At 72.6% G+C, this 20,934-nt stretch carries 20 protein-coding genes and 1 pseudogene; 10 read left to right on the top strand and 11 right to left on the bottom strand.

Going from position 1 to position 20,934, the window contains the following annotated elements; all coding sequences use genetic code 11:
* Positions 1-42: 42 nt before the first annotated feature.
* Positions 43-313, bottom strand: a pseudogene (locus IG99_RS45350) (hypothetical protein); the annotation flags it as partial.
* A 188-nt stretch (positions 314-501) separates the two neighbouring features.
* Between IG99_RS45350 and IG99_RS14100 the strand changes: the two are divergent.
* The gene (locus IG99_RS14100) at positions 502-1,158 is read left to right on the top strand and encodes a histidine phosphatase family protein (protein ID WP_037673675.1); all 657 of its coding nucleotides are present in this window, start codon (positions 502-504) and stop codon (positions 1,156-1,158) included.
* A gap of 60 nt (positions 1,159-1,218) precedes the next feature.
* Positions 1,219-2,838, top strand: coding sequence for an ATP-binding cassette domain-containing protein (locus tag IG99_RS14095; protein WP_037673893.1), 1,620 nt, complete (start codon positions 1,219-1,221; stop codon positions 2,836-2,838).
* Between the two features lie 40 nt (positions 2,839-2,878).
* Here the strand turns inward: IG99_RS14095 and IG99_RS14090 are convergent, their stop codons facing one another.
* The gene (locus IG99_RS14090; protein ID WP_037673673.1) at positions 2,879-3,982 is read right to left on the bottom strand and encodes a baeRF2 domain-containing protein; all 1,104 of its coding nucleotides are present in this window, start codon (positions 3,980-3,982) and stop codon (positions 2,879-2,881) included.
* 56 nt (positions 3,983-4,038) lie between these two features.
* On the opposite strand from IG99_RS14090, the gene IG99_RS14085 reads away from it, so the two are divergent.
* Positions 4,039-4,368, top strand: a complete 330-nt coding sequence (locus IG99_RS14085; RefSeq protein ID WP_078947711.1) for a DUF6158 family protein — start codon at positions 4,039-4,041, stop codon at positions 4,366-4,368.
* Between the two features lie 55 nt (positions 4,369-4,423).
* On the opposite strand, the gene IG99_RS14080 is transcribed toward IG99_RS14085, so the two are convergent.
* From IG99_RS14080 to IG99_RS14055, 6 genes are all read right to left on the bottom strand, one after another.
* Positions 4,424-6,532, bottom strand: a complete 2,109-nt coding sequence (locus IG99_RS14080; protein ID WP_037673671.1) for a catalase — start codon at positions 6,530-6,532, stop codon at positions 4,424-4,426.
* Positions 6,532-7,074 (bottom strand): type 1 glutamine amidotransferase domain-containing protein, encoded by a 543-nt coding sequence (locus tag IG99_RS14075; protein WP_037673887.1) that lies wholly within the window; start codon positions 7,072-7,074, stop codon positions 6,532-6,534. Before IG99_RS14075 ends, IG99_RS14080 begins: the two co-directional genes overlap by 1 nt.
* A 5-nt stretch (positions 7,075-7,079) precedes the next feature.
* Complete coding sequence (locus tag IG99_RS14070; protein WP_037673669.1) at positions 7,080-7,751, bottom strand: hypothetical protein; 672 nt, start codon at positions 7,749-7,751, stop codon at positions 7,080-7,082.
* Complete coding sequence (locus IG99_RS14065) at positions 7,748-8,155, bottom strand: CBS domain-containing protein (protein ID WP_037673886.1); 408 nt, start codon at positions 8,153-8,155, stop codon at positions 7,748-7,750. Before IG99_RS14065 ends, IG99_RS14070 begins: the two co-directional genes overlap by 4 nt.
* Before the next feature lie 23 nt (positions 8,156-8,178).
* On the bottom strand, positions 8,179-8,574 hold the full coding sequence (locus IG99_RS14060) for a DUF2795 domain-containing protein (RefSeq protein ID WP_037673665.1): 396 nt from the start codon (positions 8,572-8,574) through the stop codon (positions 8,179-8,181).
* A gap of 328 nt (positions 8,575-8,902) precedes the next feature.
* A complete protein-coding gene (locus tag IG99_RS14055) occupies positions 8,903-10,705 on the bottom strand; it encodes a thiamine pyrophosphate-requiring protein (RefSeq protein WP_037673662.1) in 1,803 nt (600 codons plus the stop codon).
* A gap of 256 nt (positions 10,706-10,961) precedes the next feature.
* Between IG99_RS14055 and IG99_RS14050 the strand changes: the two genes are divergently transcribed.
* Positions 10,962-11,756, top strand: coding sequence for an RNA polymerase sigma factor SigF (locus IG99_RS14050; protein WP_037673660.1), 795 nt, complete (start codon positions 10,962-10,964; stop codon positions 11,754-11,756).
* A 137-nt stretch (positions 11,757-11,893) separates the two neighbouring features.
* Here the strand turns inward: IG99_RS14050 and IG99_RS14045 are convergent, their stop codons facing one another.
* Positions 11,894-13,012: a GAF domain-containing protein gene (locus IG99_RS14045; protein ID WP_037673658.1), complete on the bottom strand. Its 1,119-nt coding sequence runs from the start codon at positions 13,010-13,012 to the stop codon at positions 11,894-11,896.
* Between the two features lie 88 nt (positions 13,013-13,100).
* On the opposite strand from IG99_RS14045, the gene IG99_RS14040 reads away from it, so the two are divergent.
* The 5 genes from IG99_RS14040 to IG99_RS14020 all read left to right on the top strand — a co-directional run bounded on the left by IG99_RS14040 (position 13,101) and on the right by IG99_RS14020 (position 18,959).
* Positions 13,101-13,826: an ANTAR domain-containing response regulator gene (locus tag IG99_RS14040; protein ID WP_037673656.1), complete on the top strand. Its 726-nt coding sequence runs from the start codon at positions 13,101-13,103 to the stop codon at positions 13,824-13,826.
* 673 nt (positions 13,827-14,499) lie between these two features.
* Positions 14,500-15,324, top strand: a complete 825-nt coding sequence (locus IG99_RS14035; RefSeq protein ID WP_037673653.1) for a hypothetical protein — start codon at positions 14,500-14,502, stop codon at positions 15,322-15,324.
* A 263-nt stretch (positions 15,325-15,587) separates the two neighbouring features.
* Positions 15,588-16,835: an aminotransferase class I/II-fold pyridoxal phosphate-dependent enzyme gene (locus tag IG99_RS14030; RefSeq protein ID WP_037673650.1), complete on the top strand. Its 1,248-nt coding sequence runs from the start codon at positions 15,588-15,590 to the stop codon at positions 16,833-16,835.
* On the top strand, positions 16,832-17,890 hold the full coding sequence (locus IG99_RS14025) for an MBL fold metallo-hydrolase (protein ID WP_037673648.1): 1,059 nt from the start codon (positions 16,832-16,834) through the stop codon (positions 17,888-17,890). The genes IG99_RS14030 and IG99_RS14025 overlap by 4 nt, the downstream gene beginning before the upstream one ends.
* A 235-nt stretch (positions 17,891-18,125) precedes the next feature.
* A complete protein-coding gene (locus IG99_RS14020) occupies positions 18,126-18,959 on the top strand; it encodes an alpha/beta fold hydrolase (RefSeq protein WP_037673647.1) in 834 nt (277 codons plus the stop codon).
* 19 nt (positions 18,960-18,978) lie between these two features.
* Here the strand turns inward: IG99_RS14020 and IG99_RS14015 are convergent, their stop codons facing one another.
* The gene (locus IG99_RS14015) at positions 18,979-19,608 is read right to left on the bottom strand and encodes a DedA family protein (protein WP_037673645.1); all 630 of its coding nucleotides are present in this window, start codon (positions 19,606-19,608) and stop codon (positions 18,979-18,981) included.
* Positions 19,605-20,378: an MBL fold metallo-hydrolase gene (locus IG99_RS14010; protein WP_037673643.1), complete on the bottom strand. Its 774-nt coding sequence runs from the start codon at positions 20,376-20,378 to the stop codon at positions 19,605-19,607. The genes IG99_RS14015 and IG99_RS14010 overlap by 4 nt, the downstream gene beginning before the upstream one ends.
* Before the next feature lie 83 nt (positions 20,379-20,461).
* Between IG99_RS14010 and IG99_RS14005 the strand changes: the two genes are divergently transcribed.
* Positions 20,462-20,863 (top strand): hypothetical protein, encoded by a 402-nt coding sequence (locus IG99_RS14005; protein ID WP_037673640.1) that lies wholly within the window; start codon positions 20,462-20,464, stop codon positions 20,861-20,863.
* Positions 20,864-20,934: the final 71 nt, after the last annotated feature.

Below are 20,934 nucleotides of genomic sequence, written 5' to 3'. Positions count from 1 at the left end.
CATTTCGTTTCACCATGCGGACAGGCAGACTAGGTGTCGTTTCTACGGCGGCGGCCGGTACACCGTCAGCGCCGGCGTCAGCCTCTCCAGCGTCACCTCGCCCTCCACCTCGGTCACTTCACCGTCGTGCGCGAGGAGCGTGCCGGGTGCCACGGCGTCCAGCCGGAGCCGGCCCACCTGGACCGCCGCATGGGCGGGATGGGGGTAACGCCCGCTCGAGCGAAGCCGAGAGTGGGGGAGGGGCAGCGGTCCCACCGACGGCGGCCGCGAGCAGCCGCAACGCCGGCCGACGGCCGCCGCGCACCACCCGGACGCGGCGCTCGGCGGCGAACTCGAACACCCGGCGGTCCAGCGCGAGCAGCCGGTCACAAAGGGGATGCGGTCCGGGCTTCGAGCCGGTGAGGTCGACGTCTGGGCTCGTAACGGTGGCGGGTACCCTGAAGTGGCTGTTTCTTGTCCGGACGTCAGGTTCGGGGCGTCCACCGCACGGAGGATCACCGTATGCGCCTGCTGCTCGTCCGCCATGGCCAGACCCCCACGAACGTGGACTACCTTCTGGACACCGCCGTGCCCGGGCCGGGCCTGACCGCGCTCGGCGAACAGCAGGCGGCGAAGCTCCCCGAGGCCCTCGCCGGCGAGCACATCGACACCCTCTACGCCTCCACCCTGATCCGCACGCAGCTCACCGCCGCCCCACTGGCCGCCGCCCGCGGCCTCGACGTCCTCGTCCGGGACGGCATCCGGGAGATCTCCGCGGGCGACCTGGAGATGATGCCCGGAGACTCGGAGCAGGGCGAGCTCTACATGCGGACCGCGTTCGCCTGGGCGGCCGGCGACACCGCGCTGCGGATGCCGGGCGGCGAGAGCGGCACCGAGGTCCTCGCCCGGTACGACGCGGTGGTCGAGGAGGCCTCGGCGAGCGGGGCCGGGACGGTCGCCCTGGTCAGCCACGGCGCGGTGATCCGCATGTGGTCCGCCGCCCGCGCGGTCAACGTCGACGTGCCGTTCGCCGCAACCCACCGCCTCGACAACACCGGCGTCGTGGTCCTGGAGGGCTCACCGTCCGACGGCTTCAAGGCCCTGTCGTGGGCGGGTGCGACGGTGGCGGCCACGGGCGAGGGCGGCCCGGCCGGACGGCCGCTGGACACGACCCGATAGCAGGCGGGCGGCCGGATAAGAGTTTGCCCGGCCGGTCCGGGCGCCCGCAGAATGCGCCTCATGGGACATCTGGAAGCCGCGCACCTCGAGTACTACCTCCCCGACGGGAGGGCCCTGCTCGGCGATGTGTCGTTCCGGGTGGGCGAAGGCGCCGTCGTGGCGCTCGTCGGACCCAACGGCGCCGGCAAGACGACCCTGCTGCGGCTGATCTCCGGTGAACTGAAACCGCACGGCGGCACCGTCACCGTCGGCGGCGGACTCGGCGTGATGCGCCAGTTCGTTGGCTCCGTACGGGACGAGACGACCGTACGCGACCTGCTCGTGTCCGTCGCGCCGCCCCGCATCCGCGAGGCGGCGAAGGCGGTCGACAAGGCCGAGCACGCCATCATGACCGTCGACGACGAGGCCGCCCAGATGCAGTACGCGCAGGCCCTCGCCGACTGGGCGGAGGCGCGCGGGTACGAGGCGGAGACGCTGTGGGACATGTGCACGACGGCCGCGCTCGGGGTGCCGTACGACAAGGCGCAGTTCCGGGAGGTCCGCACCCTCTCCGGCGGCGAGCAGAAGCGGCTCGTCCTGGAGGCGCTGCTGCGCGGCACCGACGAGGTGCTGCTGCTCGACGAGCCCGACAACTACCTCGACGTGCCCGGCAAGCGGTGGCTGGAGGAGCGGCTGAAGGAGACCCGCAAGACGGTCCTGTTCGTCTCCCACGACCGTGAACTCCTCGCCCGAGCGGCCGAGAAGATCGTCTCCGTGGAGCCCGGTCCGGCCGGCGCCGACGCCTGGGTGCACGGCGGCGGCTTCGCCACCTACCACGACGCCCGCCGTGAACGCTTCGCCCGCTTCGAGGAGTTGCGCAGGCGGTGGGACGAGAAGCACGCCCAGCTGAAGAAACTGGTGCTGAGCCTCCGTCAGGCCGCCTCCATCAGCCATGAGCTGGCCTCCCGCTACCAGGCCGCCCAGACCCGGCTGCGCAAGTTCGAGGAGGCCGGCCCGCCGCCCGAGCCGCCGCGCGAGCAGGACATCACCATGCGCCTCAAGGGCGGCCGCACCGGCGTACGGGCCGTCACCTGCGCGGGACTCGAGCTGACCGGCTTGATGAAGCCGTTCGACCTGGAGGTGTTCTACGGCGAACGCGTCGCCGTCCTCGGCTCCAACGGCTCCGGCAAGTCGCACTTCCTGCGGCTGCTCGCCGGCGACGACGTGGCGCACTCGGGGCAGTGGAAGCTCGGCGCGCGGGTGGTCCCCGGCCACTTCGCCCAGACCCACGCCCACCCCGAGCTCCAGGGCCGCACCCTGCTGGACATCCTGTGGAAGGAGCACGCCCAGGACCGCGGTGCGGCCATGTCCCGGCTGCGACGCTACGAGCTGACCCAGCAGGCCGAGCAGAGCTTCGACCGCCTCTCCGGCGGCCAGCAGGCCCGCTTCCAGATCCTGCTGCTGGAACTCCAGGGGGTCACCGCCCTGCTCCTCGACGAGCCGACCGACAACCTCGACCTGGAGTCCGCCGAGGCCCTCCAGGAGGGCCTGGAGGCCTTCGAGGGCACGGTCCTGGCCGTCACCCACGACCGCTGGTTCGCCCGCTCCTTCGACCGCTACCTCGTCTTCGGCACCGACGGCCGGGTCCGTGAGACCCCGGAGCCGGTCTGGGACGAGCGAAGGGTGGAACGGGCCCGCTAGGCCCGCTCCACCCCTTCGGCCGTCCGGCCGGTCACCCGGGTCACTTCCAGCGCAGCAGCGCCCCCAGGCCGCCCACCGGCGCCTCCTCGGCCGCCGCGGGAACCGCGAGGGCCGTCGCGTCCGTGGCCACCGCGGAACGCACCAGGGCGTCGTCGGCGCGGGCCGCCCAGGAGTTCTGCTCGCCGAGGGCCTTCAGCTCCGTACGGCGCACGGCGACCTGGTCCGGGTCCTCGCCGATCCACACCTCGCGGTGCGCGTCCGGGCCGTCCGTGCGGATCAGCAACTCGTCGATACGGTGCTCACGGGCCGCCTCGACCAGCGCGGGCACACCTTCCACCGCTCCGGCCTGCCCCTCGGCGTCCGGGGCGCGGGCGGCCAGGAAACGCTCCAGCTCGGCCTCCGTCCGCCGGCGCACGTGCTCGGCGCGGGCCTGCTCCACCTCCTCGTCGAGAAGCCTGCTGCCGGTGCCGTGGGTCAGCTCGACCACACGGTCGTGCAGCCGTTGCGGCAACCGGTCGTGCACCGACCGTCGCTCACGGTCGTCACCGACCAGGATCAGCAGGTCGGCACGGGTCTCCTCCTGGCAGACGGTGAGCGCGTCGGCGATCTCCGCCGCGTTGTGCTCCCAGGTGTTCTCCACCTTCAGCTGGAAGTGCCGCTCCGACCAGTCGGTCGTGGACGTGCGGTGCATCGGCCACTGCCGACCGGTGACCGACCCGGCCTTCCGGCTGCCCAGCGCGCCGCGCAGCTCGAAGTCGGCGCCCCTGCGGTCGACGTACGCCACCACGCAGACCGGCTCCTGGTCCGCCAGGTCCAGCAGCGGGGTGACCCTGGGCAGCGGCGCCCATTCGGCCCAGCTGCCTTGCGGTGCCTTGGCCAGCGGTGGATCAAGGACCACCTGGCCGCCGCGCGCGAACAGGGCCCGCCCATGTGGCTCGGGGGAGTGCCGCAGATCCTCCACGGCGCTCTCCACGGCCCGGCAGGTGGCCTCGTCGGCGCCCTGCGCGGACAGCTCCCTGGCCAGCGCGGCGGCCGTCAGATGTCGTTCATGGGGGGTGTTCTCTGTTTGTCGGGAGGTGTCGACGTATGCGGAGGCCCAAGGGCCGGATTGTTCGTACAGTGGATGCAGGAAAGCGAGATCCATGGCTCCCTCCCGGATGCCGCTCGTGGGTAGTGCTCCCGGGCGGGTACCCGAACCGCATGAACGAACACGACGAGCGGGACATCACGATGACCGGAGTCGATCCCGACCGGCTGGACGACCAGCAGCTGATGAAAGAGCTGGAGACGATCCACCGCACGCGCCACGACACCCTGCTGCACGGCTCCAACGACGCGCTGCGGGCCCACAACGAGCGCATGGCGCAGCTGGAGGGCGAATACCTGCGCCGCAATCCGCGCCGCTACGTCGCCCAGGGCCGCACCCGCGAGGGCGCCCGCGAACGGGACAGGGAGCAGCAGCAACTCGTGGGCAAGTGGGGCCGCGGCACCGGCGGCCCGGCAACGACGAACGACCCCGGCGGGAAGTGAATCCCGCCGGGGCCGCATCGCCGTACGAGCCCCTGTCGGCCCCGGTGGCGGAGCCTCAGCCGCGCACCGGCGGCCGGTTCCAGTGGCGGTGCTGACCGACCGCGTCCACGAACGCCTGGATGAACTCGGCGCTCGCGGCCCCCGGCGAGGTGTCCGTCACGACACCCCGGTCACTCACCGCCCGGTGGAACTCGGTCGACACCGCGAGCCCCTCGGGCTCCAGCGCCGCCACCACCCGCACGCCGGAGCCGAGCGCGCCCACGGGCTTGCCGTGCCGGTAGGCGTCCCGCACGAAACGCATCACGTCCGGATCGGCCGCCACCGGCGCGGTGTCCACCGGCCCGCCCGGGATCAGGACGGCGTCGTACAGCACCGAGGCCACGGTCGGCAGCGCGCGGTCGACCGCGTACTTCTCACCGTCGGCCCCCGTCACCGTGCCGTCCGTGTCCGCCAGGGCCTCCACGATCGCGCCCTCCGCGGCCAGCGCCTCCCGTACCGCGGTCACCTGTTCGGCGTCCACGCCGTCACTGACCAGCACCGCGATCTGCCGGGTGCGGATCGAGCCGTCGCCGCGCAGTGACTCCGCGTCCAGGCTGAGGGCGGGGGAGGCGAGCTTGTGGACCGCCCCGTGGCCGGAAGGCTCCGGTACGCCCACACCCCGCGCCACCGCGGCCGCCAACCCGCCGTCCACCTTGGCGAGTTCCTCCACCGTACGGGCCCGCACCGTCCGCGCGTCGACCTTGCCGAGCTCGAACCGGAACGCCTCGACGATGTGCTGCTTCTCCCAGTCGGCCATGCTGTTCCAGAACAGCGCCGCCTGACTGTGGTGGTCCTTGAAGCTCTCGCTGCGCCGCCTGATCTTGTGCCCGTCCACCCGCTCGGCGTAATGCCGGTAGGCCTCCGGGTCGCCACCCGCGTGCGCCGGGCAGCCGCCGCCGAGGGAGTTCGGGAAGTAGTTCGTGCCCCGGTGGACGGTGCTCTGGTGGTAGCCGTCGCGCTGGTTGGTGCGCACCGGCGCCACCGGCCGGTTCACCGGCAGTTGCGCGAAGTTGGGGCCGCCCAGCCGGATCAACTGCGTATCCAGATAGGAGAAGTTGCGGGCCTGGAGCAGCGGGTCGTTGGTGAAGTCGATGCCCGGCACCACGTTCGCCGTATGGAAGGCGACCTGCTCGGTCTCCGCGAAGAAGTTCTCCGGGTTGCGGTTCAGCACCATCCGGCCGATCGGCCGCACCGGCACCTGCTCCTCCGGGATGATCTTCGTCGCGTCCAGCAGGTCGAAGTCGAAGGACAACTCGTCCTCTTCCGGCACCAGTTGGACGCCGAGCTCCCACTCCGGGTACTCGCCCGCCTCGATCGCGTCCCACAGATCGCGCCGGTTGAAGTCCGGGTCGCGGCCCTGGCACTCCTGCGCCTCGTCCCACACCAGCGAGTGCACGCCCAGCTTCGGCTTCCAGTGGAACTTCACGAACGTGCCCTTCCCCTCCGCGTTCACGAAGCGGAAGGTGTGCACGCCGAACCCCTGCATCATGCGGTAACTGCGCGGGATCGCCCGGTCCGACATCAGCCACATGATCGCGTGCAACGTCTCCGGCTGGAGCGACACGAAGTCCCACAGCGAGTCGTGCGCGGACGCGCCGGTCGGGATGTCGTTGTGCGGCTCCGGCTTCACCGCGTGCACGAAGTCGGGGAACTTGATCCCGTCCTGGATGAAGAAAACCGGGAAGTTGTTCCCGACCAGGTCGTAGTTGCCCTCCGACGTGTAGAACTTCGTCGCGAAGCCGCGCACGTCCCGCACGGTGTCCGCCGAACCCTTCGGCCCCTGCACGGTCGAGAACCGCACGAACACCGGCGTGCGCACCGACGGGTCCTGGAGGAAGGCCGCGCGGGTGAACTCCGCGCAGGACGCGTACGGTTCGAAATAGCCGTACGCGCCCGCGCCCCGTGCGTGCACCACCCGTTCGGGGATCCGCTCGTGGTCGAAGCGGGTGAGTTTCTCCCGGAAGTGGAAGTCCTCCATCAGGGTCGGACCGCGTTCGCCGGCGCTCAGAGAGTCGTCGGTGTGGTCCACGATCACACCCTGGTCGGTGGTCAGCGGTCCGCCCGCCGGGTCGGGCGCCCGGAAGGCCTCGCGCTGCTCCTGCTTGTCGTCGTCGGGCGAGCTCATCAAGCGGCCTCCTGGCCGAACACGTCGAGGAACGCCTCGCAGAACGCCTTCAGGTCGTCCGGCTTGCGGCTGGTGACCAGCTTGGCCGGGGCGTGGTCGCAGACTTGCACCTGCTCGTCCACCCAGGTGCCGCCCGCGTTGCGGATGTCGGTCTGCAGACTCGGCCACGAGGTCAGCACCCGGCCCCGTACGACATCCGCCTCGACCAGCGTCCACGGCGCGTGGCAGATCGCGGCGACCGGGCGGCCCTGCTCGAAGAAGTCCCGCACGAACGCCACGGCCTTCTCATCCATCCGCAGGAAGTCCGGGTTCGCCACTCCGCCCGGCAGCACCAGTCCGCCGAACGACTCGGCCCGCGCCTCGCCGACGACCTCGTCCACGGGGAAGGTGTCCGCCTTGTCGAGGTGGTTGAAGGCCTGGATCTCGCCGGCCTCCGTGGACACCAGCACCGGTTCGTGGCCCGCGTCCTTCGCGGCCTGCCAGGGATCGGTGAGCTCGATCTGTTCGACACCCTCCGGGGCCACCAGGAATGCGATGCGCATGTTCTTCACGTCCTTTCGGTCATCGGCGTTCGCGGGGCGCGCCAACGGGCGGCGTCACCCCTCGCGTTCTTCTTTTTCTTCCGGCCGGCGCGCAGGCAGCGCAGCAGCTCCTCGCCGTACGGCAGGGCCACACAGGTGCCGATCGCGACGGCGATCCCCGCGAGATAGCCGGGGGACAGCGGGCGCCGGCGCGGCACCAGCCGCCACGCGTGCGGATCGCCCCGTCCCCCGCGCGCCAGCGACTTCACCTGGTCGGCGTGCAGGCACATCAGCGACGCCAGCGCGGCGAACGGCAGCGACTCCAGGAAGCTGTGGATGTGCTGCTCGACCGGCTTGACCTCGCGGTCGCTGTCCACGGCCGTGCGCACGTCCCACAGCGCGGTCGCCTCGTGCGCCGCGGTTCCCGCCAGCTGCACGGACAGCAGCAGCGGGTTGACCTCGTAGCGCAGGGTGAGCGCGATCGGCAGGCCGACCTCGGCCATCATGAGCGAGTGGATGAGGGACTCCTTCGTCCCCGCCGTCTCCTCGATCCGGGTGCGCCGGTGCATCACCCAGTCGGCGAGCCCCGGCACGAACCAGCCGGGCAGCAGCCCGTACAACAGGTAGCGGGTCGTGACGTCACTCACGTCGACCTCGGCGCCGGTCGCGGCGATCTCGGCGGCCTGGTCACGGCTCATGCGCGGCCCCGGGCGTCCGGGTCGGACCGGCTGATGTCGGCGAGCGCCGAGTCCGGGTCCCGCGCCAGCGCCAGGTCGCCCAGGCTCACGACTCCGACGGGCCGGCCGTCCTCGACGACCGGCAGCCGCCGTACCGCGTGCTCGCGCATCAGCTCCACCGCCGTTGCCGCCGAATCGTCGGGACCGACCACGACGGGGCGCGGGCTGCACACGGCCTCGGCGGCCACCGTCATCGGGTCGTAGCCCTCGGCCACCGCGCGCACCGCGATGTCACGGTCGGTGAGCACCCCCACGACCCGCCAGTCGTCGGCGACGATGACGTCCCCGATGTCCTGCGTGCGCATCAGCCGGGCCGCCTCCACGAGGGAGGCGTCCGGGCGCACGGCGACCACGCCCGGTGTCATGACGTCGCGCACGCACTGAGTCCTCACCGCGAGCCCTCCTGCCCACCGGGCGAGGTGAGCGCCTCCGCCAGGGCCTGGACGTTGGGGTAGCGCGTCGAACGCGGCAGGTCCCGCACCGCGTCGACCAGGTCCTCGGGTGCGTTCTTGCGGCGCAGGGCGCCGGTCAGCTCACTCGGACTCGCGGGGAAGGAGCCGCGGCCCAGGATGCGGGCCAGCTCCAGACGCACCGTCTCCAGGGAGGCGTGCGCGCCGCCCGGGGCCACCGCGCCGCGCCAGATCTCCGGGTCGTCGTCGGCGGTCGGCTCCGGATCGTGCCACTCCTCGGTGCGTGTGGGGTGTCCGGACCGGAGCAACCCCTGCAGTTCGTGCTTCATCTCTTCGTCCCGGTGGACGCTCAGCCGGTCACTGCCTCGCTGCATGTCTCCCTCCAGATCTTCCGGGGTGGGCCACCGCGTACCCGAGGAGCGGCCGCCGACACGGGGATTGCCGGCCGGATCGGTGCAGGGTCCCCCGATCGGATCAGCGGGGGGTTTGCCGGCCGGATCGGGGGAGACCCGGCCCGGACCCCCCACGGTCCCACCTGGGGAAGGACGGACATGGAACTGTTCGCTGTGGTCATTCCGGTCCTGATGCTGGGCGTCCTGCTGGCACTGGGCCGCTACGAGGAGATGCTGCTTCCCGCCGAGGAACCGGCCGAAAAGGGGGCGACGCGTCCCGCGCCGCCCCTCGCTCCGCCCCTCACGCGGGCTACTTCTCCTTCTTCTCCCGCCCCGGCAGGAACTCCCGCACCTTCGCCTTGAGTCCCTGCCTCACCATGGAGGCCCCGTCCGCGTCGCCCTTCAGGATCGACGCGGCCGTGGCCTCCATCTGCTCCCAGGTCGCGTGCGGCGGGATCGGCGGCACGGCCGGGTCGGTGAGGAACTCCACCACCGCGGGGCCGTCCGCCTCCAGCGCGGTACGCCAGCCCGCCTCGACGTCCTCCGGCTTCTCCACCCGCACTCCGGTCAGCCCCAGGGAACGGGCGAACGCCGCGTACTGCACGTCGGGGAGCTCCTGCGAGGGCAGGAACGACGGGGCGCCCTCCATGGCCCGCATCTCCCAGGTGACCTGGTTGAGGTCGTGGTTGTTCCACACGGCGAACACCAGCCGCGGATCCTCCCAGAGGTCCCGGTACTTCGCCGCCGTGATCAGCTCCGCCAGCCCGTTCATCTGCATCGCGCCGTCCCCGACCAGCGCGATCACCGGCCGGTCCGGATGGGCGAACTTCGCCCCGATGGCGTACGGCACCCCGCAGCCCATCGTCGCCAGCGTCCCCGACAACGAGCCGCGCATACCGGGCCGCATGGTCAGGTGCCGCGCGTACCAGTTCGCCACCGAGCCCGAGTCCGAGGTGACGATCGCGTTCCCCGGCAGCAGCGGATCCAGCGCGTGCGCCACGTACTCCGGGTTGATCGGGTCGGCCGACTGCTGCGCCCGCCCCTCCATCACCTCGCGCCAGCGCCGCGCGTTGTCGCACACGGTGTCGTACCACTCTCGGCCACGCTCCTCGCCATGGATCAGCGGGATCAGCCGCTTCAGGGTCGCCTGCGCGTCGCCGACGAGATTCACCTCGTACGGATAGCGCATCCCGACCATGTGCGGATCGATGTCGATCTGCACACCCCGCGCCTTGCCGAACTCCGGCAGGAACTGCGTGTACGGGAAGGACGAACCGATCGTCAGCAGGGTGTCGCAGTCGCGCATCAGCTCGTACGACGGGCGGGTGCCCAACAGGCCGATCGAGCCGGTGACGTACGGCAGTTCGTCGCTCAGGACGTCCTTGCCGAGCAGCGCCTTCGCGACGCCCGCGCCGAGCAGTTCGGCGAGCTGCTCCACCTCCTGCCGCGCGCCGGCCGCCCCCTGGCCCACCAGGATCGCCACCTTGTCACCGGAGTTGAGGATCTCCGCGGCCCGCTGGATGGACTCCTCGTCCGGCACCGCGGTCCACCTGCTGCTGTTCAGGCTGGACGGCACCATCTTGAACTCATGGGTGGGCGGCGAGTAGTCCAGCTCCTGCACGTCCCCGGGGATGATGACGGCCGTGGGGGCGCGGCGCGCGTACGCGGTGCGGATCGCCCGGTCGAGGACGTTCGGCAGCTGCTCGGGGACCGTCACCGTCTCCACGAAGTCGGACGCGACGTCCTTGAACAGCGTGTGCAGGTCCACCTCCTGCTGGTACGAGCCGCCCATCGCCGTGCGGTGCGTCTGACCGACGATCGCGACCACGGGGACGTGGTCCAGCTTCGCGTCGTACAGGCCGTTGAGGAGATGGATCGCGCCGGGTCCGGACGTCGCCGCGCACACCCCGAGACGGCCGCTGAACTTGGCGTATCCGACGGCCTCGAACGCGGACATCTCCTCGTGGCGGGACTGGATGAAACGCGGCTTGTTCTCGGCCCGACCCCAGGCGGCGAGCAGACCGTTGATGCCGTCACCCGGATAGCCGAAGACACACTCCACTCCCCACTCGCGCAGTCGTTCGAGGATGTGGTCGGACACCTTCGTGCTCATGCGGACCTCCCGGTCGTGACGTACGTCCTGGCACGGTGCCGAGTCACCCCCGCCGCGAACAGAAAACCTGTGGGGGTGTTTGCGGGCAGGGGCGGGGGGCAGGCGCGGAATCAGTGCTTCGGACAGGAGGCACGTCCGTGGGAAAGCGGCGTTTTCCGCAGCGCTTTCTGCATCCCCGGCCCGTCTGTCCGGGCTGCGCGCGCTCCCACGCTGAACGTCCACCCAGAGCACCCTTCATAGGGAGATGCGACGCACCATGCGAAACCGAGCGAGCGTGAAGCAGCACCCCCACGACGACGCCCCCGACACCTCGGAGGCGTTCCGCAAGCTCGCCACGCTCCCCGCTGGCCCGGAGCGCGACACCCTCCGGGACCGGATCATCGAAGCCTGGCTGCCCATGGCCGAACGGCTCGCCGGCCGCTTCCGCAGCCGCGGCGAGAGCTACGAGGACCTCCGCCAGGTCGCCTTCCTGGGCCTGGTCAAGGCCGTCGACCGCTACGACCCCGAGCTTGGCAACGCGTTCGAGAGCTACGCCGTCCCCACCGTCACCGGTGAGATCAAGCGGCACTTCCGTGACCACATGTGGACCCTGCACGTGCCCCGCCGCGTCCAGGACCTGCGCAACCGCGTGCGGTTCGCGTGCCAGGAACTGTCCCAGTCCGTCTCCGACCGGCGCCCCAGCGTCGCCGAGATCGCCGCGCACGCGAACATGAGCGAGGAGGACGTCAAGGCCGGCCTGGAGGCGCTGGAGAGCTTCACCGCGCTGTCCCTGGACGCGGAGCTGCCGGGCAGCGAGGACGGATACTCCCTCAGCGACGCGCTCGGCTCGCCCGATCCGGCGCTGGACACGGTCGTGGACCGGGAGGCCGTCAAGCCGCGACTGGCCGCGCTGCCGGAGCGGGAACGGACGATCCTGTACATGCGGTTCTTCGGAGACATGACGCAGAGCAAGATCGCTGAACAGCTGGGTATCTCGCAGATGCACGTGTCCCGGCTGATCAGCCGGTGCTGTGACCGGCTGCGCGACCAGGTCATGCACGACGTGGCCTGAGAGCCGGGCCCTGTCAGGGGGTTCTGGTTTCAGACCTTGGTTCCAGGACCTTTGGTTTCTGGGCCTCCTGGTTTCTGGGCCTCCTGGTTTCTGGGCCTCCTGGTTTCAGGGCCTCCTGGTTTCAGGGCCTCCTGGTTTCAGGGTCTCCTGGTGAGCGTCAGCGCGATGTGACGGGCGATGGTGTCCACCGCCTGGGCCTCCGCCAGTGAGAACGGGGGGCGGGGGCCGCACCGGAACAGGGTGAGCACCCCCAGTACGGCCTCCTCGGTCTTCAGCGGTAGGCACACGAGGGACGTCACGTTGGCCCTGACCAGGAACGGGACACCCGTCGCGTCCAGACCGAAGGCCTCCGGGTCCTCGGGGCGGATCTGCAGGGATGTGACACCGCTGCGGGCCGTCTCGACGACCAGGGGGCCTTCGGCGGGGTCCTGTGCCGACAACGCGGCGGCCTCCTCCTCGGAGGGCGCGAACGTGGCCGTGCGGGTGAGTCTGAGTCGTCCCGCGTCGGCGATCACCCAGTCGGCGAAACGGCGGTGCAGGACGCCGGCGGCCGCTCCCAGGATCGCCGCGGAGTCACCGGACGGAGCGGTCAGAAGGGCCGTGGTCATCGCGTCCAGGAGGTCCATGACCGCCGCGTGGCCCGTCGCCTCGGCGAGATCGGGGACCGGGACCGAGGGTGCCACGGGCGCGGCCGGTGCCTGCCGGCCGGCGGGCTGGAGCACCACCACGACCGTCGGACGGGGCTCACCGGGCGGGTGCACGGCCGCGAGAGTCGCGTGGACCGGCACGGACGGGCGTTGCTGGAGATGGACGGTGAGACTGCGGTCGCCCTCGCCACGGGCCACCGCGGCCGCCTGCGAGCGGAACGCCGCCCGGTCGGCGTGGGCCAACAGGCCCGTCAGCGGGCGGCCCGTCGCATAGCCGGCGCGGGCTCCGGTGAGGGCCGTCGCCGCGAGGTTCAGCCGGCGCACCACCGTCTCCCGGTCCATCAGCGCGACCGGCACCGGCACGCGCTGGAACACCGCGCGCAGCAGATGCTGCTCCTGCCGGTCGGCGGGCGCGGCGTGACGCGTGCCCGTCGTGGACAGCCGCTCGTACCACGGCCACAACTGGCCCGCCACGTGGTCGAGTTCGAAAATCGCCGCGTCGAGTACGGTCGGCAGGTCGCCCCTCGGCACGGACCGTGCCGTCTTGAGTTCCGCGACCCGCCGCACGAAGTCCGCGAGCTCCTCACCGAATTCGTCCGTCTGCGTCATACGACGAACCTAACCCGGTTTCCGTCGTGAGGTGTCGGGAAGGCGCGGGGAGAGACGGAGGGCGGTGGAGTGGAGAGGAGGGTGCGGCATGCTGGGGACGGAAAGTCCTGGCCGGTGGGAGACCGAGGGGACCGCATCACCCGAAGCGGCCCTCCCGGGGCGGCGGTTGTCGGAGCTCGTCGAACGGGCCGTGCGCTGCACCGCCGACTGCTGCGGGGCGAGCAGCATGGTGGCCGAGGGCAGTCCCGAGCGGCACACGACCGTCACCCACCCTGACCTCGGCGCGCTCGTCGCCGTGCAACTGCGCAGCGGTGAGGGGCCCATTCCGGCCGCGCTGGACCGCGGGGCGCCCGTGGACAGCGCGGATCTGCTGCGCGACGAACGCTGGCCGGCGTACCGCGCCGTGGCGCTCGACTCGGGGGTGCGCTCCAGTGTGACGCTGCCCTTTCGGCGCCGGGGCCTCACGATCACCCTCAGCCTCTACAGCTTCCGGCCCGGCGCGCTCGCGGACGTGCCGCACGGGCCCGCCCGGGCGCTCGGCGAGGTCACCGCGACCGGCCTGGTCCGCGACCGCTCCTACCGCGCAGCCCTCACCGAGGTCGACCAGCTCGGCACCGCCCTGCGCTCCCGCCCCGTCGTCGACCAGGCCTGCGGCATCGTCATGCACGCCCTCGGCTGCGACCCCGACACCGCCTTCGGCGTCCTGCGCCGCGTCTCCCAGGACTCCAACCGCAAACTCTTCGACGTCGCGTCAGCGGTGGTGGGCCGCCGCGGCCAAGGCCTGGAACACGACCTGGCCGCACTACTGAACTGACGCCGGGGGCCGTCCGGCCGGGGCGCGGGGCCGCGGCACGGGAGTGGCAGGGGCGGTACCGGCATGGGCGGTGCGGTACCAGTGACCCGTATCGGCGGCGCGGTACCGGTATCGGGGCGCGGTACGCAGTGATGCGCACCGGCGGCGCGGTACCGGTATCGGTGGCGCGGTACCAGTGACCCGTACCGGCGGCGCGGTACCGGTATCGGGGCGCGGTACGCAGTGATGCGCACCGGCGGCGCGGCACCGGTATCGGTGGCGCGGTACCAGTGACCCGCACCGGCGGCGCGGTACCGGCGGGGGCGCCACCGGTGACCGGCCCGTTCTCGCCCTGGAGCGCCGCGCCGCCGAGGCCGGCGTCGCCGGCCGTGTGCACGGCGTCCGCGGCGGCCGTGGCCTGACGACCGGCCACCCGCACGGCTGTCCTGTTTCGGGGCTCCACCTGCGCCGGCGGGCCGACGTCGGCACACGAGGCGTTTCAACGGCCCCGCCCCGCCGGTAGGCCCGCCCGCACCCCTGCCCGGCACACCCCGCTCCCCGAAAGTCACCCGCTCGGCCGTCCGTGGTCCCGCGAATGGGGTCCGGCCGCGCGCGGGGTGAGGGCCGGCGGGCTGTGATGGCTGGGGGGCGCGAGCGTCGTGCCCCCTGATCGTCGGCCGAAGGAGTTCGTCCCATGCGCCGCACCTCCCGTGCCCTGTCCGTCGCCGCCCTCGTGGCGGCGGCGCTGGTCACCGCCGCGCCGGCCGTGTCCGCGGACCCGGACGTGGAGGTCAGCCCGAGCAGGGCCTCGGCCGGAGGCGACGTCACCGTCTCGCTCTCGTGCGACCCCTTGGGCGGCCCCGCTCCCGAGACCCTGGAGGCCACCTCGGAGGCCTTCGACGGGGGCAAGCTCACCCTCACGCACGTCCCCGGCGACGACGACGAGCTGTCCGGACCCGCCTACTCCGGCACCGGCCGCATCGCCCCCGCCGATGGCGGCGAGGGAGCCGAGGACACCGGAGACGGCGAGGAAGCCACGGACGGTGCGCCCGTCCCCGACGCCGCCGTCGGCGACTCCGCGGGGCGCGTCGACGGCGCCTGCCCCGCACCGCCCGGCGGACAGGGCCAGCCCTGGAGCGCGACCTTCGACGTCTCCCGTGGCTCCACCAGCGGCCCCGCTCCCGACCCCGTCAAGCCCTGTACCTCCTCCCACGGCGGCGGGCCCACCGACGACGGCTGCACCACCCCCACCGCCAAGCCCTGTACCTCCTCCTACGGCGGTGACTCCACCCACGACTGCGCCCCGGCGACCGTCACGCCCTGCACCCCGTCTCCCCACGGCCGGCAGGCATCCCACGACTGCGCCGGCGCCGCCGCCGTGCAGCGCGGGGTGCGGGCCGGGGAAGGCGGGTCCTACGAAGGTTCCGTGCCCGCCCTGGTGATCGGGGGACTGCTGATCGCCGGTGCGGTCGGCGCCGCCGTGCACCGGGTGCGTCACCGCGACCCCGAGGGCCGCTGAGCGGACACCTGAACGGCGCCCGAGGACACCACCGGCGGCCGACCGCGAACCCGAGCGCCGCCCGCCGGCCGGCCCGCCGCCCCGGCCCTGTGATCAGCGCAACCCGCGCGGGCGGCCATGGGGCGGGGGAACCGTGGGTACTCGGAGGCCGAAGGCACGTCGGCGTCGTACGCGACAGACGACGACCGGCGGCACAGCAGGCGGCACAAGAGCACACGCCCGACGCCCACGGCACCGGGCCCAGCGACTGCGCGGAGGTACGCATGCGGCGGACGGACCCGGAAGGGCACGGCCCCGTCCGCTACGGCCCGCCCCTCTCCGAGGACGGACTGCCGGTCCTGCCCGAACTCTCCGTGGTCCTCGCCGCGGCCGCCGGCCTGCCCGACAGCGAGCCCGTCGGCGGCGGCCGCGCGCTGCGGGAGGCCGCCTGCGGCTACTGGGAGCGCCGCGGCCTGACCTGCGGTCCCGACCGCGCCGCCGCCGCGCCCGGCGCCCCCGCTCTGCTGGTCGCGCTGACCGCCGCGCTGGGCGGCGACGTCCTGGTGCCCAGGCCCTGCGCCGCCTGGTGGGCCCCGTACGCGCGACTGCTGGGCAGACCCGTCTTCCACGTGGCCACGCCCGCCGAGTGCGGTGGCGTCCCCGATCCTTTCGCCCTGCTGGAGACCGTGCGCCGGGTACGCGACGAGGGCGGTGACCCGCGGCTGCTCGTGCTGTCCGTCGCCGACGACCCCACGGGCACCGTGGCGCCCCCCGAGGTGCTGCACGAGGCCGTGGAGGCCGCCGCGGGGGCGGGGCTGCACCTGGTCAGCGACGAGACCTGGCGGGACACCGCGCACGCCCCCCACGACACCGTGCTGCTCAGCCCGGCGGAGATGCTGCCCGACCGGGTCACCGTCGTCACCGACCTGGCGGGCGCTCTGCTGCCCACCGGCTGGCCCGCCGCCGTGGCCCGCTTCCCCACCGGACCCGACGGCGAGGGGCTCCACGCGCGCGTGCTGGACGTGCTCACCGCACTGGGCGCCCGGGTCGCCGCCCCCGTGGCCGTGGCGGCCGGACACGTCCTCGCCGAGCCCGAGGCGGTCACCGCGCGCGTCGCCGCCGCCGTACGCCTGCACGCGCGCGTCGCGGACGCCGCGCACCACGCCGTCGTCGCGGCCGGTGCCCTGTCGCTGCCCCCGCAGGCCGGCCGCCACCTCTACGTCGACCTCGGCCCGCTGCGCTCGGCGCTCTTCGCACGGGGTGTCGGCGACGCGCAGGACCTGGAGGACTTCCTGGCCGCCCGGCTCGGCATGCCCACCCCGGGCGGCCACCGCTTCGGCGACGACCTCGCGGCGCTGCGAGTCCGGCTGTCCACCGGCCCGCTGCTGGGCGCCACGGCCGAGGAACGAGCGCAATGCCTCACCTCACCCACACCGTTGGAACTGCCACAGGTGCAACGCGCGTTGATCACCTTGAGGTCGGTCTTCGACGATCTCCGCGACGACGCTCAGCGACGGGAGCCTCCTCGATGACGCAGCAGTCCGAGTCGACCACCACGAGTCCGAGCACCCACGAAGCCGACCCCCGCCCGGCCACGCCCCCCTTCGAGCCCGCTTCCCCGTCCGTCGCCGCCCCCCGACCGCTCGGCGAACGCCGGGTGTGGCCGCGGTCGTTCCACGACCGCCTGACCGCCCCGCTGCCGGGCCTCAAGGCCATGGCCCGTTTCGCCCGCGAGGGCGCCGTGCGGCCCGGCAAGGAGGGCCTCGCCGACATCCCGCGGCTGCCGGTCGCGCCCGCCCCGGTGCCGCGCGTCGACGCGACCGCCCTCGCCGTCAGCTGGGCAGGGCACGCCAGTTGGGTGGTGCAGATCGGCGGGCTGACCGTGCTGACCGACCCGGTGTGGTCGCGCCGCATCCTCGGCACCCCGGCCCGCATCACCCCCGTCGGCATCCCCTGGGGCGGGTTGCCCCGGGTCGACGCGGTCGTCATCAGCCACAACCACTACGACCACCTGGACGCGCCCACGCTGCGCCGACTCCCGCGTGACACCCCGGTGTTCGTGCCGGCCGGGCTCGGATGCTGGTTCAAGCGGCGCCGGTTCACCCGGGTGACCGAGCTGGACTGGTGGGAGGCGGCCGAACTGGACGGTGTCCGTTTCGACTTCGTCCCCGCACACCACTGGTCCAAGCGCACCCTGACCGACACCTGTCGCTCCCTGTGGGGCGGCTGGGTGCTCACGGCCCCCGACGGCCGCCGCGTCCACTTCGCGGGCGACACGGGCTACGGCCACTGGTTCTCCCGTATCGGCAGCCGCTACCCCGGCATCGACCTCGCCCTGCTCCCCATCGGCGCCTACGACCCCCGCTGGTGGCTCAGTGACGTGCACTGCGACCCGGAGGAGGCCGTCCGCGCCGCCCAGGACCTGGGCGCCCGCCGCATGGCCCCCATGCACTGGGGCACGTTCGTCCTGTCCGCAGAGCCCGTCCTGGAGCCGCTCACCCGCGTCCGCGCGGCCTGGGAGAAGGCGGGCCTGCCCCGCGAAAGCCTCTGGGACCTGCCGGTGGGAGGCTCCCGCGTCCTGGAGTAGCTCGGCACGCACGAGGCCCCGCCCCGGACATCCGGGGCGGGGCCTTCTTGGAGCGCTGGGCAGGCCTTGCACCTGCATTTCCCCGCAGGAAGCGGGGCGTCTTTCCTTGGACCACCAACGCGCGGCGCTTTCACAGCAGTTCTGCGGTGCGCTCAAGATCGAGTATAGAGGCCCGGAGCCGACGCGCCAAACCGGCGGTCAGTGCTCCCGGGGAGAACCGAGAGGAACCGCATCCATGAGTGCATGGCAGTTGCCTGAGACGTTCCCCAGCACGTCGGGAGGTGTCCGCTGGGGCAGCCTCGGAGACCCCGGCCAGGATCCGGTCGTACTCCTTCACGGCACACCCTTCTCGTCGTACGTCTGGCGCTCCGTCGCTCGCGCGCTCGCCCGACGCCACCAGGTGTTCGTGTGGGACATGCCCGGCTACGGGGCATCCGAGAAGTTCGCCGGCCAGGATGTCTCCCTCGCTGCCCAGGGCAGGGTTTTCACCGAGCTCTTGTCGCACTGGGGCCTTGAAGAACCCTTGGTGGTCGCCCACGACTTCGGTGGTGCCGTCTCCTTGCGGGCCCATCTGCTGCACGGAGCTCGCTACCGCGCGCTCGCTCTGGTCGACCCGGTCGCGTTGGCCCCGTGGGGTTCCCCGTTCTTCCGGCTCGTCGGTGAGCACTCCGAAGTCTTCGAGCAGCTGCCGCCCGCACTGCACCACGCCCTGGTGCGCGAGTACGTGAGCTCGGCCAGCGGCCAGGGCCTCCACCCCGCCGTCCTCGACCGGCTCATCCAGCCCTGGCTCGGCGACGTCGGCCAACCGGCCTTCTACCGTCAGATCGCCCAGGCCGACCAGCTCCACACGGATGAAGTACAAGATCGCTACGGGGAGATCGGCTTCCCGACGCTGGTGTGCTGGGGCGAGGACGACACCTGGATCCCCGTGGCGAAGGGACGGGAACTGTCCGCCCGGATCCCGGGCGCGGCGTTCGAACCCATCGCCGGAGCCGGGCACCTCGTCCAGGAAGACGCACCCGCCGAACTCACAGCCGCGCTTGTCGCCTTCCTCCAGCAACCGAGCTGACCCGGGCAACACCCCTGGCCTAGGCGGCCCGCGTCCCGCGCACCCGGCGCCACACGCTCGGGACCGCGCTGATGAGGAGCGTCAGGCCGATCGCGGCGAGTACGCCCTCCCACGGCTCGCTGAACAGTGAGCCGCCGAGGATGCCGATCACCTGGTAGGTCACGGCCCAGGCCAGGCAGGCCGGAAGGTTGCCGCGGGCGAACCGGCGCAGCGGCCACTTCGCCATCAGGCAGGCCAGCATCACCGGGATCCGGCCCGCCGGGATCAGCCGGGACAGCACCAGCACCGCCACGCCGTGACCCGCCAGCTTCTCCTGGGCCTGGTCGAGCTTGTCCTCGGGGGCCCGCGAGCGGATCGCCTCCAGCCACCGCGAGCCGTTCTTCGAGCCCATTCCGCGCCGCCCCAGCCAGTACAGCGCCGCGTCCCCGAGGAACGCGGCCAGCGACGACGTCAGGAACACCAGCGCCAGCGAGAACGGCGCCGTCTGATGGAAGGCGACCACGGCCGCCGAGCTCACCAGCGCGCCCGTCGGGATCACCGGCACCAGCGCCCCGGCCAGCACCAGCAGGAACAGGGTCGGATAGCCGAACGCCTGCTGCGTCGACTCCGTGGGTACGACCGCCGGGACGGCGGCGACCAGCCAGGTCACCGCGCGCCCCCCAGTCGTACGCTCTCTCCGTGCCCGAGCCGGTGCACCTCGACCCGCGGCGCGCGTTCCGCCGCCAGGCGCACGAACTCCTCACCCGGCGCGTGGAACTCGTGAGGGCGCACGGCGTCCATCCCGATCGGCCAGTACGTGCCGTAGTGCACCGGCACCGCACTGCGCGGCGCCAGCCGGGCCAGCGCCTGCGCCGCGCGCCCCGCGTCGAGATGCCCCTCACCGAGGTAGGGCCCCCAGCCGCCCACCGGCAGCAGCGCCGCGTCGACCGGGCCGACCTCCTTGGCCATGTCGTCGAACAGGCCCGTGTCCCCGGCGAAGTAGGTGCGCGCCTCACCCTCGATCACGTAACCGAGGGCGGGGGAGCGGTGCGGCCCGACGGGCAGGCGCCGCCCGTCGTGCAGCGCGGGCACGGCCCGTACGGCCAGATCGCCGACCCGGATCACGTCCCCGGGAGCCACCTCGGTCACCCGCAGCCGGGTGAGGCGGCGCAGCCCCGGCACGGCGCGCGGTGCGCCCCGGGGCACGAGGAGGCGCGTGCCCGGCGCAAGGCGCGCAAGGGAGGGCACATGGAGGTGATCGGCGTGCAGGTGCGAAACGAGCGCCACGTCCGCGTTCCAGGCATGGGGCGGGGGCAGCGCGCCCCGGCGCCGCCGCAGATGGGCCAGCCTGCGCACGAACAGAGGATCGGTGAGCACGCGTATGTTCGAATCCTGAACCGTGCAGGTGGCGTGACCCCACCACGTGACCTCCACCGGCACCCCTTTGCCTCCTTCGCGCGACTCCCCGAAGCCTACGGGCAGGAGTAGGGTCGGCGGCGAAACCCGGAGGTGAGGGGGACGCCATGGGACCGGTCCGAGTCACGACGATCGCGAGTCTGACGCCGCTCGAGGAGCTGGACGCCGATCCCTTCCTGGTCGACTCCCGCAGCCAGCACGCGATGTGCGCCCGCTGGGCCGCCGAGCGGGGCTACGTCGTCAGCCGGGAACTGCTCGTGCGGAGCCTGCGCCCCGACCACTGCGTGCTGTGGGACGGCATCCGGCCCGGTGTCGACCTCTTCGTCGCCCCCAGCCGCCGGGTCCTGGAGAGCGCCCTGTCCTCCGTGGATGAGTTCACCGCCGAGTGCGCCCGGCGCGGGGTGCGCGTCGAGACCGTGGGCCGGGCGGAACCGTCGTACGACGCCCAGATGAAGGCCAGGGTGCACCGCAGACTGTCGATGCCGACGGCCGGCTACGACGGGCGATAGGCCGTACGCCCCCTCGCCGGGACGCCGACGCGTGACCCGGGCGAGGCCGTGCACCACGCCGTGCACCACGC

This window comes from Streptomyces griseus subsp. griseus, from assembly GCF_000720255.1.
Taxonomy (GTDB): domain Bacteria; phylum Actinomycetota; class Actinomycetes; order Streptomycetales; family Streptomycetaceae; genus Streptomyces; species Streptomyces griseus_I.
The sequence above is the reverse complement of the archived record's forward strand: the minus strand, read 5'-3'. Positions and strand labels throughout refer to the sequence as shown.